Source organism: Clostridium ganghwense (genome assembly GCF_026735165.1).
Lineage (GTDB): Bacteria > Bacillota > Clostridia > Clostridiales > Clostridiaceae > Clostridium_H > Clostridium_H ganghwense.
In genome coordinates this window covers 427,090-444,308 of the sequence record NZ_JAPQES010000004.1, presented here as the reverse complement: position 1 = coordinate 444,308, position 17,219 = coordinate 427,090, and the positions used below count along the sequence as shown (strand labels likewise).

The 17,219-nt window shown below is 29.6% G+C and carries 17 protein-coding genes; 12 read left to right on the top strand and 5 right to left on the bottom strand.

The features are described from left to right. Positions 1 to 76: 76 nt before the first annotated feature. Positions 77 to 1,405, top strand: a complete 1,329-nt coding sequence (locus tag OXH55_RS13370) for an FAD-dependent oxidoreductase (protein ID WP_272509063.1) — start codon at positions 77 to 79, stop codon at positions 1,403 to 1,405. Between the two features lie 222 nt (positions 1,406 to 1,627). Continuing rightward, positions 1,628 to 2,566 carry a nitronate monooxygenase gene (locus tag OXH55_RS13365; RefSeq protein WP_268050477.1) on the top strand — a complete coding sequence of 313 codons (939 nt, stop codon included), beginning with the start codon at positions 1,628 to 1,630 and terminating at the stop codon, positions 2,564 to 2,566. 108 nt (positions 2,567 to 2,674) lie between these two features. On the opposite strand, the gene cls is transcribed toward OXH55_RS13365, so the two are convergent. Further along, entirely contained in the window at positions 2,675 to 4,117 is a 1,443-nt protein-coding gene (cls, locus tag OXH55_RS13360; protein WP_268050476.1) for a cardiolipin synthase, read from the bottom strand. Between the two features lie 246 nt (positions 4,118 to 4,363). Here cls and OXH55_RS13355 point away from each other — a divergent pair, with 246 nt between their 5' ends. After that, positions 4,364 to 6,391 carry a methyl-accepting chemotaxis protein gene (locus OXH55_RS13355; RefSeq protein WP_268050475.1) on the top strand — a complete coding sequence of 676 codons (2,028 nt, stop codon included), beginning with the start codon at positions 4,364 to 4,366 and terminating at the stop codon, positions 6,389 to 6,391. A 72-nt stretch (positions 6,392 to 6,463) separates the two neighbouring features. Here the strand turns inward: OXH55_RS13355 and OXH55_RS13350 are convergent, their stop codons facing one another. Next, positions 6,464 to 6,814: a hypothetical protein gene (locus tag OXH55_RS13350; RefSeq protein ID WP_268050474.1), complete on the bottom strand. Its 351-nt coding sequence runs from the start codon at positions 6,812 to 6,814 to the stop codon at positions 6,464 to 6,466. A gap of 172 nt (positions 6,815 to 6,986) precedes the next feature. On the opposite strand from OXH55_RS13350, the gene OXH55_RS13345 reads away from it, so the two are divergent. Both OXH55_RS13345 and OXH55_RS13340 read left to right on the top strand, forming a co-directional pair. Next, entirely contained in the window at positions 6,987 to 7,403 is a 417-nt protein-coding gene (locus tag OXH55_RS13345) for a hypothetical protein (protein WP_268050473.1), read from the top strand. 133 nt (positions 7,404 to 7,536) lie between these two features. Further along, entirely contained in the window at positions 7,537 to 7,917 is a 381-nt protein-coding gene (locus OXH55_RS13340) for a carbonic anhydrase (protein WP_268050472.1), read from the top strand. On the opposite strand, the gene OXH55_RS13335 is transcribed toward OXH55_RS13340, so the two are convergent. After that, complete coding sequence (locus tag OXH55_RS13335; protein ID WP_268050471.1) at positions 7,901 to 8,086, bottom strand: uracil-DNA glycosylase; 186 nt, start codon at positions 8,084 to 8,086, stop codon at positions 7,901 to 7,903. The genes OXH55_RS13340 and OXH55_RS13335 overlap by 17 nt on opposite strands. 236 nt (positions 8,087 to 8,322) lie before the next feature. Between OXH55_RS13335 and OXH55_RS13330 the strand changes: the two genes are divergently transcribed. After that, the gene (locus OXH55_RS13330) at positions 8,323 to 9,234 is read left to right on the top strand and encodes a WG repeat-containing protein (RefSeq protein WP_268050470.1); all 912 of its coding nucleotides are present in this window, start codon (positions 8,323 to 8,325) and stop codon (positions 9,232 to 9,234) included. A gap of 14 nt (positions 9,235 to 9,248) precedes the next feature. On the opposite strand, the gene OXH55_RS13325 is transcribed toward OXH55_RS13330, so the two are convergent. Further along, positions 9,249 to 9,386, bottom strand: coding sequence for a hypothetical protein (locus OXH55_RS13325; protein ID WP_268050469.1), 138 nt, complete (start codon positions 9,384 to 9,386; stop codon positions 9,249 to 9,251). A gap of 303 nt (positions 9,387 to 9,689) precedes the next feature. Here OXH55_RS13325 and OXH55_RS13320 point away from each other — a divergent pair, with 303 nt between their 5' ends. Continuing rightward, the gene (locus tag OXH55_RS13320) at positions 9,690 to 9,866 is read left to right on the top strand and encodes a small, acid-soluble spore protein, alpha/beta type (RefSeq protein WP_268050468.1); all 177 of its coding nucleotides are present in this window, start codon (positions 9,690 to 9,692) and stop codon (positions 9,864 to 9,866) included. 40 nt (positions 9,867 to 9,906) lie between these two features. On the opposite strand, the gene OXH55_RS13315 is transcribed toward OXH55_RS13320, so the two are convergent. Beyond that, a complete protein-coding gene (locus OXH55_RS13315) occupies positions 9,907 to 10,659 on the bottom strand; it encodes a tetratricopeptide repeat protein (RefSeq protein WP_268050467.1) in 753 nt (250 codons plus the stop codon). Between the two features lie 164 nt (positions 10,660 to 10,823). On the opposite strand from OXH55_RS13315, the gene pepV reads away from it, so the two are divergent. The 5 genes from pepV (at position 10,824) to OXH55_RS13290 (ending at position 17,024) form a co-directional block, all read left to right on the top strand. Beyond that, the gene (gene pepV / locus OXH55_RS13310; protein WP_268050466.1) at positions 10,824 to 12,212 is read left to right on the top strand and encodes a dipeptidase PepV; all 1,389 of its coding nucleotides are present in this window, start codon (positions 10,824 to 10,826) and stop codon (positions 12,210 to 12,212) included. A 50-nt stretch (positions 12,213 to 12,262) separates the two neighbouring features. Next, complete coding sequence (locus OXH55_RS13305; RefSeq protein ID WP_268050465.1) at positions 12,263 to 13,531, top strand: MDR family MFS transporter; 1,269 nt, start codon at positions 12,263 to 12,265, stop codon at positions 13,529 to 13,531. 145 nt (positions 13,532 to 13,676) lie between these two features. Then, positions 13,677 to 14,273 (top strand): ECF transporter S component, encoded by a 597-nt coding sequence (locus OXH55_RS13300; protein ID WP_268050464.1) that lies wholly within the window; start codon positions 13,677 to 13,679, stop codon positions 14,271 to 14,273. A 136-nt stretch (positions 14,274 to 14,409) separates the two neighbouring features. After that, positions 14,410 to 15,372 (top strand): P1 family peptidase, encoded by a 963-nt coding sequence (locus tag OXH55_RS13295; protein ID WP_268050463.1) that lies wholly within the window; start codon positions 14,410 to 14,412, stop codon positions 15,370 to 15,372. Positions 15,373 to 15,710: 338 nt separating this feature from the next. Next, a complete protein-coding gene (locus OXH55_RS13290; protein ID WP_268050462.1) occupies positions 15,711 to 17,024 on the top strand; it encodes a sodium-dependent transporter in 1,314 nt (437 codons plus the stop codon). Positions 17,025 to 17,219: the final 195 nt, after the last annotated feature.

Genomic DNA, 17,219 nt, shown 5'->3' with positions numbered 1-17,219 from the left:
AAAATGGATGTTTAATCTTTTTAAAAAGATTAAATAAAAATATGGTATTATAAAATATTTGCTAAGGAGGGATATCATGAATTTTAATATTTATAAAGAAATGACAAAAGAAATTCCAATAATCAAAGAAATAGATGTAGTAGTTGTAGGGGGAGGTCCAGCTGGAGTTGCTGCTGCAGTAACCTCCGCTGAACAAGGAATGAAAACTTTAATTATAGAAAGATATGGTTTCTTTGGAGGAGCAAATGTTGCAGGATTTTCTGCTACAATAGGAGGATTATATAGTTCTACAGAAAATGGGGAAGTAGAACAAATAGTACAAGGATTTGCAGGAAGATTTACTGATTTATTAAGAGCAAAAGGTGGCTTAATTGGACCAGTAAAATTTGGACATACTGCCTTAGCTCCACATGACCCATTTATTTGGAAGGAAACCGCTGATGAATTAATTAAAGGTGCTAATGTTGAAGTATTATTCCATACATCTTTTGTTGATGTAATTATGGAAGATAATAAGATTGTTGGAGTAGTTATAGAAAATAAAGATGGACGTAGTGCAATTAAGGGAAAAGTATTCATAGATGCTACAGGTGATGGAGATGTAGCGGCTAAAGCAGGAGCGCCATATGTTTATGGTAAAGATGGAGTTATTCAATCTACTACTATGACTTTCAGAATGGGTAATGTAAATTGGGACAAGGCATCTAAATATTCTTTAGAAGATATTTGGGAAAAGGCTGAAGAAGCTGATACAACGGGAAAATATAATTTACCCCGTAAACATCCATTTATTTTCCCAGCACCACGCAAAGAACAGGCAATTATGAATGCAACTAGTATTATAGCAACAGATAATAGAGTACTATATCCAACAAAGACAGAAGATTTAACTTACTGTGAGTTTGCTGGAAGAGAGCAAATTAGAGAGTACGAAAAATTTGTAAAAGATTATATTCCAGGATTCGAAAATGCATATATTATTGATAATGCTCCGCAGATAGGAATTAGACAATCGCGTACAATAGAAGGAGAATATACATTAACTAATGAAGATGTAGTTAATGCACGAAAATTTGATACAGCAATTGCACGTAGTGCATGGCCAATAGAAATACATGGTGGAGCAGATGGAGTAAAGGTAGTTAATCTAGATGATGACTATTATGAAATTCCGTTTGAAGTAATGCTTCCAAAGAATGTGGAAGGTATTATGACAGCAGGCAGATGTGTTTCATGTGAACATGAAGCTTTAGCTTCAGCTAGAGTAGTAGCTCAGTGTTTTGAAGAAGGTTCTGCAGCAGGTTTTGCAGCAGCATTAGCTATAAAAGAAGGCATAATGCCAAAGCAGGTAGATGTTAAAAAAGTACGAGAATGTATGATTAAAAACGGGAGTATTTTATATTAGGTGATTAAATGAGTTAAAAAAATTATTGGAGTGTGTTTTGTTATATTATCCATATTTATAATTACTTTTAATTCTTCATCAATAGAAAAAATACCAAGTACGAAAGAGAGATTAAGAAAAATATCTTAAGGTAAATATTGTGAGTATTATAGGTAATAATATATAATTAATATTATTATTTGTAAAATTAACACAAAATTACACGAAATATGGAGGGTTAAAATGAAAACTAAATTAACAGAACTACTTAATATTAAGTATCCAATAATTCAAGGAGCTATGGCTTGGGTATCAGAATCTAATTTAACTGCAGCTGTATCTAATGCAGGCGGTGCTGGAACTATAGCATCAGGAGGAAGAACTGCGGAGTGGGTAAAAGAAGAAATACAAAAAACAAAAAAGCTTACAAATAAGTCTTTTGGAGTAAATATAGCCATAATAGAGGGGAATTGTGATGAAATTATAAAGGTTATTTGTGAAGCTAGAGTAGCTTATGTTACAACAGGTGCAGGAAATCCTATTCCATATTTTGAAAAGTTACATAAAGCAGGAATAAAAGTAATACCTGTTGTTCCTAATTTAAAATTAGCAAAAAGAGTTGCTGAAAAGGGGGCAGATGCAGTTATTATAGAAGGTATGGAATCCGGAGGCCACATCGGAACTATATCATCAATGGCACTTATGACTCAAGTTATACCACAAGTAGATATTCCTGTTATTGCAGCAGGAGGTTTTTCAGATGGAAGAGGATTAGCGGCAGCTTTAACTATGGGAGCAGCAGGAGTTCAAATAGGAACAAGATTTTATGCATCAAAAGAATGTACTGCTCATATTGATGTAAAACAAAGAATTGTTGATGCCATAGATACAGATACAGTAGTTACAGGAAAGTCAATTGGGCATAGAGTAAGAACTTTAAGTAACAAACTTTCAGATAAATATTTAGAACTTGAAAAGAATGGTGTATCAGAAGAAGAACTTATCAATTTAGTAACAGGAACATCCCAAAAAGCACCTCAAGAAGGGGATGTAGAATTTGGATCAGTTTATGCAGGACAAAGTATTACTGTTATAGATAAAATTGAAAGTTGCCAATCAATAATAGAAAAAATTATAACTGATGCAAAAGAAGCTATCCAATATACACAAAAGTATATATAATGTAAAAAATAAACTTCAACAATAAAAAACTTGTATATGTTGAAGTTTATTTTGTGCTTTGTTATAAAGTTTAGTGATTAAAATTTACACTTTTTTATTACAACACAATTATAATACAGGAGAAAGCAATCTAGATATAGATTCTTTGAACTTTATTATATGTGATCTTTTTTCATAGAATTCTTTAGTTATTTCTGTACAGTTTAAGATATCTTGTTCAAATATTTTTTCAAGTTCTTGTGCAATAGTACTATCATATAAAAAGGCATTTACCTCGAAGTTCAATTTAAAGCTTCGTACATCCATATTTGCTGTACCCACAGAGGCGACGTTACTATCAATAACTACCATTTTACTGTGAAGAAAACCTTTATTATAAGTGTAACATTTAACACCTGCTTTTAGTAATTCACCTACATAAGATAAAGATGCCCAATATACAAATGGATGGTCGGGTTTATTAGGAATCATAATTCTTACATCAACTCCAGATAGAGAAGCTATTTTTAAAGCTTCAGTTATACTATCATCAGGAACTAAGTAAGGACTATGAATATAAACATTTTTTTTAGCAGATTGAATCATTTTAAGGTATCCATTTTTAATCTGTTCCCATTCAGAGTCGGGACCACTAGATACTATTTGAGTGCCCACTCCTTTGTAAAGAGGTTTACTTGGAAAATATTTTTTATCAAAGGTTATTTTTTCATTCGATGCATGGCGCCAATCAAGTAAAAATCTCTGCTGAAGAGAATCAACAGCACTTCCCACAATTTTTAAATGAGTATCTCTCCAATAACCAAATTTTTTACTTTTGCCTAAATATTCATCTCCTATATTAAATCCTCCTATAAAGGCTTCCTTCCCATCAATTACTGCTATTTTTCTATGATTTCTAAAATTAATTCTAATATTTACGTGGGGAAGTACAGAAGGAAAGAAAATAGCTACTTTACCACCAACCTTTTTTAAATCATTGAAAAAACGTTTAGGTAATTTTCTACATCCCATTTCATCATATAAAAATCTTACTTCTACTCCTTCAGATGCTTTTTTTATAAGAGCATTTAATATTTTATTTCCTAGGGTATCATTTTTTACAATATAATAAACCATATGAATATGATCTTGAGCATTTTCAATGGAATGAAGTATAGAATCAAAAGTAGAATCGCCATGCGTATAAATTTTAACATTATTATCTTGGGTAAAAATAGCTTGACTGTTATTAAGATGCAGATACATCATATCTTTATACTTTACCATTTCCTTATCATGAAAATCTATATGATTTTCCGTCAGTTGTTTTCCCTGAGATAACAATTCTTTATGAAATCTATCTTCCTCAGCTTTTAAATCAAATATTTTTTCTCTACTAAGATTTTGACCTAAAAGTAAATATAAAACAAAGCCAATACCAGGAATGAGAACTAAAACCATTAACCAAGCCCAAGTAGTAGAAGCGTTTTTCCTTTCAAAGAATATTACTGCTAGGGCAAATAGAATATTAATATAGGATAATATCCTAAATATTTCAAATAGACGTTCCATAGATTATATATCCTCCCTGTAATATAAAATCTTCATTTGTTTATATTACAATTTTATATTTTTAATCTTATTATACAAATATGCATATATCAATAGTTTGGTCAAAAGATTAATAATTAAGTTGTTTGATTTCAGGACAAAATGTATTATATTATATATAAAGGAAGTTTTATAAAAAGTTTAAATGAATTATATATTTCATAAAAATATATGATTTGATAATCAATAAAACTTAGGAGGAATAATATGAAAAAGGCAAAAGAGGTTAAAGGGCAATTATCATTAAAATTAAAAATCGCAATTACATCTTTAATGGTATTATTTGCTGCTCTATTAGTTTTTTCAACTGTTTCATTAAAAATTGTCAATAAAAAAATTGAACAACAAATGAAAACAGATGGAAATATGATAGTAGAGCAAATTAGAGATCAAATATCGACTAATTTTGTAATTGAACAGGAAATTGAGAAGGTTTTAGAGGATAAAATAGTAGGTACGGCATATTTGCTAGGAAAAATACCTAATATTTCAAATGCATATCTAACACAAATTTCAGAAGAACTTGGTGTGGAAGAAATAAATATTTCTGATTCAAATGGGACTATTATTTATTCTAATTTATCAGAGAACATAAACTATAAATACCCAAATAAGCATATGGTTCAGAGTATTCTAAAAAATAAAGAGAGTAAAATAGTTGAGGATATTCGAGAAAGTAGTGTTAAAAAAGGAGAATTTTATAAATATGGAGCAGTTGCCATGAGCAACGGAGGATTTGTACAAGTAGGAATACTTGCAACAAACATAAATAAAGTATTACATAATGTGAATACCCAAACTATTATTGATAAATTAGGAGAAAATGAAAATCTGGTATATGCTCTAACAATAGGAAAAGATGTAAAGGTAAATACTCATACAGATAAGGCGAGAATAGGAAAAGTTTTAGACGATGCAGGAAGTATAGCAGCTGCAAGAGATGGTAAAGTATATTCATCAACGTATACATATAAGGGAGAAGAAGTATATGATGTGTTATTACCTACATATAAAGGAGACAAGCATATTGGTGCTGTTAACATAGGGCTTTCAATGAAGAATGTAAGAGCAGCTAAAAAAGATTTGATGTTTAATTCTATATTTATAATAGTAATATCATTTATTATAGGGGCAACCTTATTGATTTACTTAATTTCAAAGCTTATGAAACCTTTAAAAGAATTAGAGATGGTTGCTAAAGAAGTAGCACAAGGGGATTTAACTAAAAAAGTAAACATTAATAGCAATGATGAAATTGGAATATTGGCCCATAGTTTTAATGAAATGATAAATAATCTTAAAAATATCACTGGTAAAATAAATAGTATTTCAGAGCAGCTATTAACTTCTTCAGAAACTTTATTGCAGTCAACAGAACAATCATCAGCAGTTTCACAAGAAATTGCAACAGCAACTCAAGAACTTGCTGAAGGAAGTGAAAAGCAAGTAAAAGCTACAGAAAAAATATCATTTAATTCTACTGAATTAGTGAATAATATGGGAGATATATATGAAGAGGTAAAAAGTGTTGTAAAAATGGCAGATGAGACTAATTATCTTGCCAAAGATGGAAAAAATAAAATGAATGATATGGTTAGACAAATAAATGTTATAAAGGATAAGGTTATTTATTCAAATAATGTGATAGAAGAGCTGCAGGTGACTTCATCACAAATTGGTAATATAGTAGAGATAATAGATAGCATAGCAAGTCAAACAAATCTTTTAGCTTTAAATGCATCTATTGAAGCAGCACGTGCAGGAGAAGCTGGTAAAGGTTTTGTGGTTGTAGCAGAAGAAGTTAGAAAGCTTGCAGAAGAAACAATGAATTCTTCTAATAGCATTAAAGAACTTATAGAAACTACTCAAAGTAATACTAGGTTGGCTATAGAGGCAATACATGAAGGGACTGAAGAAACTGACAAAGGAGAAGCTACCGTTCAAAATGTAGAGCTATCTTTAGGTCAAATATTAGAAGGATTTGAGTTAACAAAAAATAGGCTAGATATAGTAAATAAGAAAATAACAAATTCTAACGAAAAAATAGAATATATGGCTAAGTATGTTGATAATGTTGCCGCTATATCTGAGGAATCAGCAGCGTCTACAGAAGAAGTTACAGCTTCAATTGAAGAACAAACAACTACAATAGAGGAAATTTCTTTTGCTGTTAAGGATTTAAAACAAATGGCTGAAGAACTTCAACAAAGTGTAAAAATATTTAGGTTATCATAGATAATATATACAAGGATAGTGGAAGAAAAATATTAAAAGAGCAAGCTAATAAAAAATCTATTAGCTTGCTCTTTAGTGTTTACATCCGTTACATCCTCCATGACAGCTAGAGCAATTATTAGAAGGAGGGTTTAGTGGAATGGTCTTTATCATAAAATTAGAATTTTTATAAATTAGTTCAACTTTTTTTATATTTTCTATAACTTTATTATTATATATAAATGTAATATCTTTAAAGTTTTGAGTTGTATATCCTTTTTTATTTTCAAAATCATCTAGAAATATTTCTATACCAGGAGTCTTACAGCAAGTTCTATTATAAGAAAGTTTTATACATGAGTACTCATCACTGTGAGATGAAAGTAATGTTTTTAGTTTATTATAAGCAGTATCTGATATTTTTATTTCAAGTTTATTATCCAAATTATCACCTTCTTAATATTTGATTATTATGATTTAAATTTTATTAGTATATATTATTATAAGCTATTTTAATTTTAAATTATACTAAAAGTTTAAACCGATTATTTAACAAATTAAGATTGTATGCATAATATATAAAGTGAGTTAACAAGGTATAATATTAGGAGGTTCTATGTATAATATGTATTGCATGTATTGCATGCCTATGATGGCAATGGAATGTATGGAAGAAGATGACAGAGAATTAAAGAAAATGTATCCTAAAATTTATTACAAAATACATCCTTGGATAAAATATCACTGCCATACAATGGAAAGAGAATATGGAGAAATGTATATTCCTACAGAAAAAGAGTTAGATGCAATGTGTAAAGATATCTATGATAAAATAAAAGATGAATTAGAAGAAGAGGATGAAGAGAATAGAGATGGAACAAGAAGACGACCTTATGGGAGAAGAGATACTGTAGATGATTTATTAAAGATATTACTTATAAGAGAGGTAAGACGTAGAAGAAGAAGGCGTAGAAGAATACGTAGAAGGAGAAGAAGACCATATTACGATTACGGATATTATTATTATTATTAAAATAAAAGTCAATGAAGCTTTAGAATAGGGCTTCATTGACTTTATTTATAACTTGTAATGTGAGGAATATATAGATATAATTTTTACTAACTAATTAATAAATAATAGATATAAATTAAGGAGGAGAAGTGAAATGAAGAAGAAGTTTGCTGCTGCTATTAATTGTATGGATGGTAGAGTTCAAATTCCTGTTATTCAATATATTACAAAGAAGTATCATGTAAAATATGTTGATATGATAACAGAAGCAGGTCCCAATAAAATATTAGCAGAAAATAAAGATAGTGAGACTGTAGATTCTATTAAAAAAAGAGTGGAGATTTCTATAGATAAGCATGATTCAGATCTAGTTGCAATAGTGGGACATTATGACTGTGCTGGAAATCCTGTGGATGAAGAAAAACAGATAGAAGATATTAAGCTTGCAATTAAAACTGTTGAAGCATGGAATCTAGACGTAAAAATTATAGGATTATATGTTAATGAAAAGTGGAGTGTTAAGAAGATTTGTTAGTGTTTTTTTCATTAAAGTATAAACAATTTTTACCTGTTGATTGAAACACTACAAGAGAAGGCATTAGTTTTGTCTTAAATCCCATTGCTCTACAACCATAAGGAGATTTTGCATCCCAAGTAATATAAAAATATTTACATTTTCTACAATTTATTTTTTTAGTATCCATTATATACACAAGTCCTTTCAGTATAGTTTATTTTCAAGCTTATTTTAACATAATATATATTAAACTATTAATTTAATAATGTAAACAGCTGTTTATATTAGCAAATAACTAGCAAAAATTGAAAAAAAGATATAGCAATGTTATATTATAAACATGTAATATAAGAGTTTAGGAATTCATTTACAAAGAATTAATAACCAGCAATAGATTATTAGATTATAAAGGAGAAGATTAGTATGAGTAAGGAAAGTACGCTTTATCCAGTAGTAGTAAAAGGTAAATATGGATATATTGATAGGAATGGTGATTTAATTATAGATACACAATTTGATTATGCAGAAGATTTTAGTGATGAACTTGCTATAATAGGCATTAAAGGCACATATGGATTTATAAATAAAAATGGAGAAGTTGTTATAGAACCAAAGTATAAAGAAGTAAATTCTTTTAAGGAAGGATTAGCTGCGGTTCAAAGAGGATATAGCTGGGGTTATATAGATAAAAAAGGCAATGAAGTAATTCCGCTTACTTTTTTAGATGCCTATGATTTTAATGATGGAGTAGCTTTAGTTCAAATTGGTGGTAAACAAGGGTATATAAATAAAGAAGGTAAGATTATTATTGAACCAAAATATGATTATGCCCATAGTTTTAGTGAAGGATTAGCAGGAGTAGATTTGAATGGTAAATATGGATATATAGATAAGGACGGTAATTTGATAATACAACCAAAGTATATTGCTGTTAGTGATTTTTCAGAAGGATTAGCAGCTGTAGAAGTAAAAAATGGCTGGGGATATATAGATAAACAAGGAGACATGGTTATAGCTCCTAAATATGAAGAAGCAGATGATTTTTATGATGAATATGCAGTAGTAGGAAAAGATGAAGTGTACGGATATATAGATAAAGAAGGAAAAGAAATAATTCCTATAAAATATAGTAACATAGACATTATTGCAGGAGACTTAATAGGTGTTGAAGCTGGAAATAAATGGGGATATATAAATATGAACGGAGAAATGGTTATAGAACCTAAATTTAGTGAGGCTTATGAGTTCAATGATGGTATAGCTGCTGTAGAGATAGGAAGTAAATTAGGTTATATAAATACAAAAGGAGAATATATTTGGAAACCTCAAAAGTAATTTTGAGGTTTCTTTTATCCAAAACATGTTTCAAGACATTCTTCAATAACATCTTGAGTAATTTGAAATGTTTTTTTTACCTCCACAGTTTCATTAGTTTTAGTTGTAACTTCAGTATTTTTAGTTTTTTTCATTTCGTATGATTTTTCCATAGCATTTATGCCTCCTTATTTTTGATATTAAACTTATATTGTTTAATGATTAGTATATGTTAAATAATATATTTGAATGATAGGAAATTTATTACAATTATATCACAATGAATTGTAAAAATATACAAAATTTATATAATTTTTTTGAAATATATTACAATAATAAGGTCAATTTTAATTAAAAGTGCTACATAATTATTAAAAGAAAATTATTATTGAATAACGCAGAGATTCTATTATATATTTTGAAATTCTGGCTAAAATAATATAGAAAATTTTTAAATATATAATGGAGGTATTAAAATGTCTCATAAGGATAATAAGAATAATAAAGAAAATAAAAAAGCTAACAAAAAAGCCAAAAAAGAACTAGCGAAAATGAAGATGGAAACATCTAATGAACTAGGATATTCAAGTGAGTCAAGAAAATTAGGAAATGATAAAGAGAGACAAAATAAACAAAGAAGTAAAAATCAATAAAAATTAAGCTAACAGAGATTAATTTCTGTTAGCTTAATTTTTATAATTTAAAGGGTATAACCAGGCCATTATTATTAGATATATTTTTTGATTTTTTTAACATATCTTTTATTATAATATAATAGCATCTAGCCCATTCATCTGAAGGGTTTAAATTATAAGCTTTTTTAGCAAGGGGTAAGGCTTTCTCATAATCCTTCAAATCCATATAAATAATGGCTTTAGATGTATATGCTTCACTTTTTTTATTATCTACTTCTATTGCTTTAGAGTAAACATTTAATGCTTCTTCATGTCTACATAAAGTAGTTAAAATTTCGCCTTTTTCACAGTATGCTTCATAAAAGTCAGGTTTTAGTTCTATACATTTGTTTAAGCAATCAACAGCATCTAGTAATCTACTAAGTTCTGTTAATATGCAGGCTTTTCTATAGTAAATATAGGAATCGATTTTTCTTGTTTCTAATACTTTATCGCAAAATTCAAGTGCTTTTTCATATTTCCCGCTTATGTCATATATTTCTATCATATTTAAGTATCCTCTGCATGTATCTGAGCTTATTTTAAGATAGTTTTTTATACATTCTTCAGCTTTTTCCATTTCAAACATTTGTATGTATGCTTCACCCTTAACTAAATAAGTTTCTGCATAATTGCTGTCAAGCTGTAATGCTTTATCAAACATTTTAAAAGCTCTATCTATCTCATTTCTTTCAAATAAATGTCTTCCCTTTGAGATATATTCTAAAATTTTTTTTTGTAACATTTTATTCATATCAAGATCATTTTGCATATACATAGCTCCTCTACTAAATAATTATATTGTAATTATTGCCATTAGTTTTTATTTTTAGAACTATATATATGCATAAAAGTATAAGTTGATAATAATAATACAAAAAGTTTATAATTATATAATGGATTTAGAATTAATGTAAACAGTTGGGAGAGATATATATGGAATTAAACAGAAAAATAGATGAAATGAGAGAGGAGATTATAAAATCTACTCAAGAAATAATAAAAATAAAAAGTGTTGAAGAACAACCTAAGGAAGGAATGCCTTTTGGAGAGGGTCCTTATAATGCACTTAAATATGCTTTGGATTTATGTGAAAAGCTTGGTTTTAAAACTGTAAATTTAGATAATTATGTAGGGTATGCTGAATATGGTGAAGGTGAAGAATATGTAGCAATTCTTGGACATTTAGATGTTGTGCCAGAAGGAGATGGATGGATTCATCCACCATATGCTGCTGAAATACATGATGGAAAGATGTATGGACGTGGTACTATGGATGATAAAGGACCTATGATATCAGTACTTTATGGACTTAAAGCAATGAAGGATTTAGGAATTAAACTTTCTAAAAAGGTAAGAATTATTTTTGGTACAAATGAAGAAAGTGGTTGTGGAGAAATAGAACACTATTTTAAAACCGAAACAGCTCCTGTATCAGGATTTACTCCAGATGCAGAATATCCAATTATAAATGGAGAAAAAGGACTTACAATATTTGATTTTGTTAAAGATTTAAAAGTTAAAGGAAACAATACAGTAATTAAATATATAAAAGGCGGTCAAAAGGCAAATATGGTTCCAGATTATTGTGAAGCAGCAGTGATAACTAATGAAGCAGAAAAAGTATTGTTATATGCACGTAACTTTAAAGAGATAACTGGATATGATATAACTGCAGAAGTTAAAGATGATATGGCAATAATAAAATCAGTTGGAGCATCGGCTCATGGTAGTACACCAGAGCTTGGAAAGAATGCTATAATGCAATTATTTGGGTTTGTAGAACAATTGGGTTTTGAAGATAGTGATATATTAAATCTTATAAAGTTTTTTAATAAGCACGTTGGATTAGAAACAGATGGTGAATCTTTTGGCGTAGGGCTTAAAGATGATGTTTCAGGAACGCTTTCATTTAATGTTGGAACAATAGATATAAACGAAGAAAAAGCGAGAATGACTGTAAATCTTAGATATCCTGTAACATGCACTTTTGAAGAAATGATGAATGGAATAAATGCTACCCTTGAAGGAAGTGAAATAAGAGTAGAAAATATGGAACACCAAAAACCTCTATATTTTCCACAGGATCATCCAACTATCAAAGCGCTTTCAAAGGTTTATGAAGAACAAACAGGAGAAAAAGTTGAACTTTTATCAATTGGAGGAGGTACATATGCAAAGGAAATGCCTAATATAGTTGCTTTTGGGCCATTATTTCCTGGTGAACCTGAATTGATTCATCAACCAAATGAATATATAGAAGTTGAGGATTTAATTAAAAATGCAAAAATTTATGCACATGCAATTTATGAGCTTGCTAAATAATTTTGCCGTCCTTTAGGGCGGCTTTTAAATTTAATAAGGGGGAGATACAAATGGGGCTATTCAAAACTTTTAGAAGGTATTCTAACCTTCCAAGAAGCATTATTATATTATTTTTTGCGAGGATAATAAATAGTTTAGGAAATTTTATATATCCTTTTTTAACTATGTTTCTTACAGATAAAATGGGAATGAGTACTGATAAGATAGGAACTTTTATGATGATGTCTGCTGTTGCTTTTGTTCCAGGGTCTATAATTGGTGGAAAACTATGTGATCATCTAGGAAGAAAAAAAATATTAATAATTTTTCAATCTCTTGCAGCTATTATGCTAATACCATGTGGTTTTTTAGGAAATTCAATATTAATACCATGGCTTTTAATTTTATCAAATTTTTTTGGTGGGGCAGTACAGCCAGCAAGTTCGGCTATGGTAGGAGATTTAACTAATGAGGATAATAGACAAGAGGCATTTTCACTTTTATATTTAGGAATAAATATAGGAGTAGCTGTAGGTCCATTAATAGCAGGATTTTTGTATAATAATTATCTTCAATGGATATTTTGGGGAGATGCTTTAACAACTATAGCGTCATTGATATTAGTAGCTATATTTGTTAAAGAAACAATTCCTGATGATCATGAATATGATGATAAAGAAATTACAAATGAAAAAGAAAAAGGTGTAAGTGGAAGTTTAATTTCTGTTATTATAAATAGACCTGCTCTTTTAGCTTTTTCACTAGTTTCAGCTATATATTCTTTTGTGTATTCTCAACATGCTTTTTGTATACCGCTACAAGCAAAAAATATGTTCGGAGAAAGAGGTGCTGTGATTTTTGGATCTATAATGTCAGTAAACGCTTTGGTAGTTGTATTTTTTACTGTTTTGATAATTAGATTAACTAGAAAAAATAGACCTATTTTTAACATAGCTATGGCAGGAATTTTTTATTCCTTAGGATTTGGAATGCTGTTTTTTATAAAAAGCTACTTTTTACTAATAATTTCAACAATAATTTGGACTATTGGAGAAATCTTAGCTTCCACTAATAGTGGAGTATATGTTGCAAATCATACACCTATGTCTCATAGAGGGAGAGTAAATTCAATATTACCTATTATATCTGGGGCAGGATTTGCTATTGGACCTAAGGTTATGGGAACATATATAAAATATAGAGGTGTAAGAAGTGCATGGCCGTTAATGGCAGTTTTAGCTTTAGGAGCTTCTATACTTATGTATGTTTTATACTTACAAGAGAAAACTTCTGCAGCATCAAGAGAAGTGAATAAAAAAGAAAAAAAATATATGGTATAAAAAACTATTTGAATTTACTCCAAAAAGTTGTTAAAATATTTACAAAGTCGGTATTTCATTTGGAAACTGAACTTAAAATTAAATGATTAAGGAAGTTTAGGAATTCGACTTATATCCTAGAAGGAATAAGAACGGAGGTAAATTTATGGAAAGAAATTTTGAAGTAGGTTCAAAACGTAGAATGGGTACAAGAAAACTTACTACTCTTGCAATGTTGTCTGCAATAGCAGTAATACTTGGGTTTACACCACTGGGGATCATTCCTATACCACCAGTGGGAGCTACAATAATGCACATACCTGTTATTATTGCAGCTGTTTTAGAAGGACCTGTAATTGGTGCAATTATGGGACTTATATTTGGTGTTTTAAGTATTATTCGTGCTGTAACAACAGGAAATATACTTTTGGTAGCATTTCTTAACCCATTAGTATCAGTAGTTCCTAGAATACTTATAGGAGTTGGTGCTTATTATGCTTATAAGCTTGTGCCTGGTAAGAGTGAAAGTATCAAAGTTGGAGTAGCTGCTGCATTAGGTACTTTAATTAATACTCTTGGATTTTTAGGAATGATGTTCTTATTGTATGCTGAGCCATTTGCAAAAGCTAATAAGATTGCAGTAGATACTGTAGGAAAAACAATATTGGGAATTGGTATTACTCATGGAATTCCAGAAATTATTGTTGCAGTTATAATAACTGTTGGAGTTATTATGGCAGTTAAAAAAGTAAGAAAAAATTAGTTTAATTGATGATTTAGCAGTAAAAGCGTAAAAAGTTTTTACTGCTTTTGTTATATAAGCAATAAAAAAATAATGTATAATTGTTTTAAGGTTATATGAATTTTGAAAGTACTAAAAATAAATTAGAGGTGGAAAAATGGAGATTATAAATTTTACTGATATAAAGGGAATTAAAGTAGGACATGAACAAAATTTAGAAGCAGCTACAGGTTGTACAGTAATTCTTTGTGAAGAAGGTGCAGCAGCAGGAGTAGATGTAAGAGGAGGAGCCCCAGGAACTCGTGAGACAGATCTTTTAAATCCAGTAAATATGGTTGATAAAATACATGGAGTTTTATTAACTGGTGGAAGTGCTTTTGGGCTTGATGCTGCATCGGGTATAATGCAATACTTAGAAGAGAAAGGAATTGGCTTTGATGTAGGAGTTACAAAGGTTCCTATAGTTTGTGGTGCTGCACTATTTGATTTAGTAATAGGAAATCATAAAATTAGACCAGATAAGGAAATGGGATATAAAGCTTGTATCAATGCAAATAATACAGAATCCCTAGAAGGAAATGTAGGGGCAGGTACAGGAGCCACAGTTGGTAAAATTTTAGGACCAGAGTTTTCTATGAAAGGTGGTCTTGGAAGTTTTGCACTTAAAGCAGGAGATTTAACCGTTGGAGCTATTGTAGCTGTTAATGCTCTTGGCGACATTATAGATCCTGAAGAGGGTAAAATAGCAGCTGGAGTTTTAAATAAAGATAAAACAGCATTTAGAAATACAGAAGACATTATGGTAGCAAAGTATGATGATAAAACAAATGTATTTAATGGAAATACTACTATTGGGGTTATAGCTACTAATGCAAAGCTTACTAAAGCGGGAGCAAATAAGGTCGCTTCTATGGCCCATAATGGTTTCGGTAGAACAATTTATCCAGCACATTCTATGTATGATGGTGATACTATATTTGCACTTGCAACTGGAGAAATTGAAGCTGATATTAATGTAGTTGGACTTTTGGCTGCAAGAGTTATGGAAAGAGCAGTTGTTAGAGCAGTGAAAAACGCTGAGAGTCTTTGTGGGCATAAATGTTATAAGGATTTAAAGTAAATTTGATAATAATTTTTTTACAAAACATTAAAAATAACTTGAAATATTCAGTATATTATGTTATCATTTAAAAAATTAATTATTAGGAGAAATTATTATGAATTATATAAATAACAGCAACATTAAAACAGAAATATTTTTTAATAGCCATTTTAGATAGGGTTTGTATATATGATATTTGAATAGTTTATCATAGATACAGGCCCCGTAAGAGATTATTTTTATAGGGTTTGTATCTATGATGGTTATTATATAATGATATATTTTTGCCACATAGATATTGTCTATGTGGTTTTTTTGCATTTAAATTTACTTAATTTAAAAAGGGGGAAAGACTAATGAAAGAAAGAGAAAATTTTTCAGGAAAATTAGGATTTATACTGTCATGTATAGGTTCAGCAGTAGGATTAGGGAACATTTGGATGTTCTCATGGAGGCTTGGGCAATACGGAGGGGCAGCTTTTCTTATTCCATATTGTTTATTTGTATTAATTTTAGGTACTACAGGTCTAATGGGGGAATTTGCTCTTGGTAGAAGTAGAAAAAAAGGTTCTTTTGGTGGAATTAAAGAGATTTTTGAAGAAAAGAAATTGCCTTTTGGTTCTCTATTTGCAAGTATACCTACAATAGGACTTGCTGGAATATTTGTTTTTTATACTATAGTAGTAGGCTGGATACTTAGATATTTTTTAGCAATTATAGGTGGTACTTTTAATAAAGTAGATATACCAGCTTACTTTACTAGTTTTGCAGGTACGTCAACTAGTATAGGATGGCACGCTTTAGCTGTAATAATTACGGCAAGTATAGTTATTGGTGGGGTTTCTAAAGGAATAGAAAAGATAAATAAAATTATAATGCCAGCGCTTTTTATAATATTTGTTGCACTAATGGTAAAATCTTTAACTCTTCCAGGAGCTGCAGAAGGTATAAAATATTTATTAATACCTAAGTGGTCTTATTTACAAAAACCTATAACTTGGGTTATGGCACTTGGACAAGCATTTTTCACAGTATCACTAACAGGTTCAGCTTTAGTTGTGTATGGAAGTTATTTAAATGATGAAATTGATATACCTAATTCTGCTATTAACACTGTAATTTTTGATACAATGTCTGCTTTGCTTGCAGCATTTATAATAATACCAGCAGCATTTTCATTTGGATTAGATCCAACAGCAGGACCAGCTTTGTTATTCATTACTGTACCATCAATTTTTAAGATGATGCCAGGTGGACAGGTATTTGGAGCGTTATTTTTCTTAAGTATAATTTTTGCTGCCATTTCTTCAGCTATAAATATGTTAGAAGCACCTGTAGAGGCTGTTATGTATAGATTAAAATGGACAAGAAGTAAAAGTGTACTAATAATTTCTATTTTAGCTTTCATTTTAGGTATTCCACTAGATTTAAGTTTAGAAAAGTTTGGGGCTTTTTCAGATTTCATAACAATATATCTTTCACCTTTAGGAGCAATATTAGCAGCAGTAGCTTTTTTCTGGATATTCGGAATTGGTAAAGCAAGAGAAGAAATAAATAAAGGTGCAGTTAAACCTCTAGGAAAATGGTTTGAGCCTGTAGCTAAATATGTATTTACAATTGTAGCTATAGTAGTTTTGATTTTAGGTGCTGTATATGGAGGCATTGGTTAAAAAGAAATAAAAAATGTTGGAGTTTATCCAACATTTTTTTTATTTTAGTCTTATTTTAGATATAAGTTAATAAAAACAACCAAAAATCACTTAAATATAAAAACAATTAGTAATTCATAAAAATTAAGAGCAATAAAGAGTTAATTTAGCTAGATTAACTATAATGATAAGAGAATAAATTGCTAAAAAATAAAA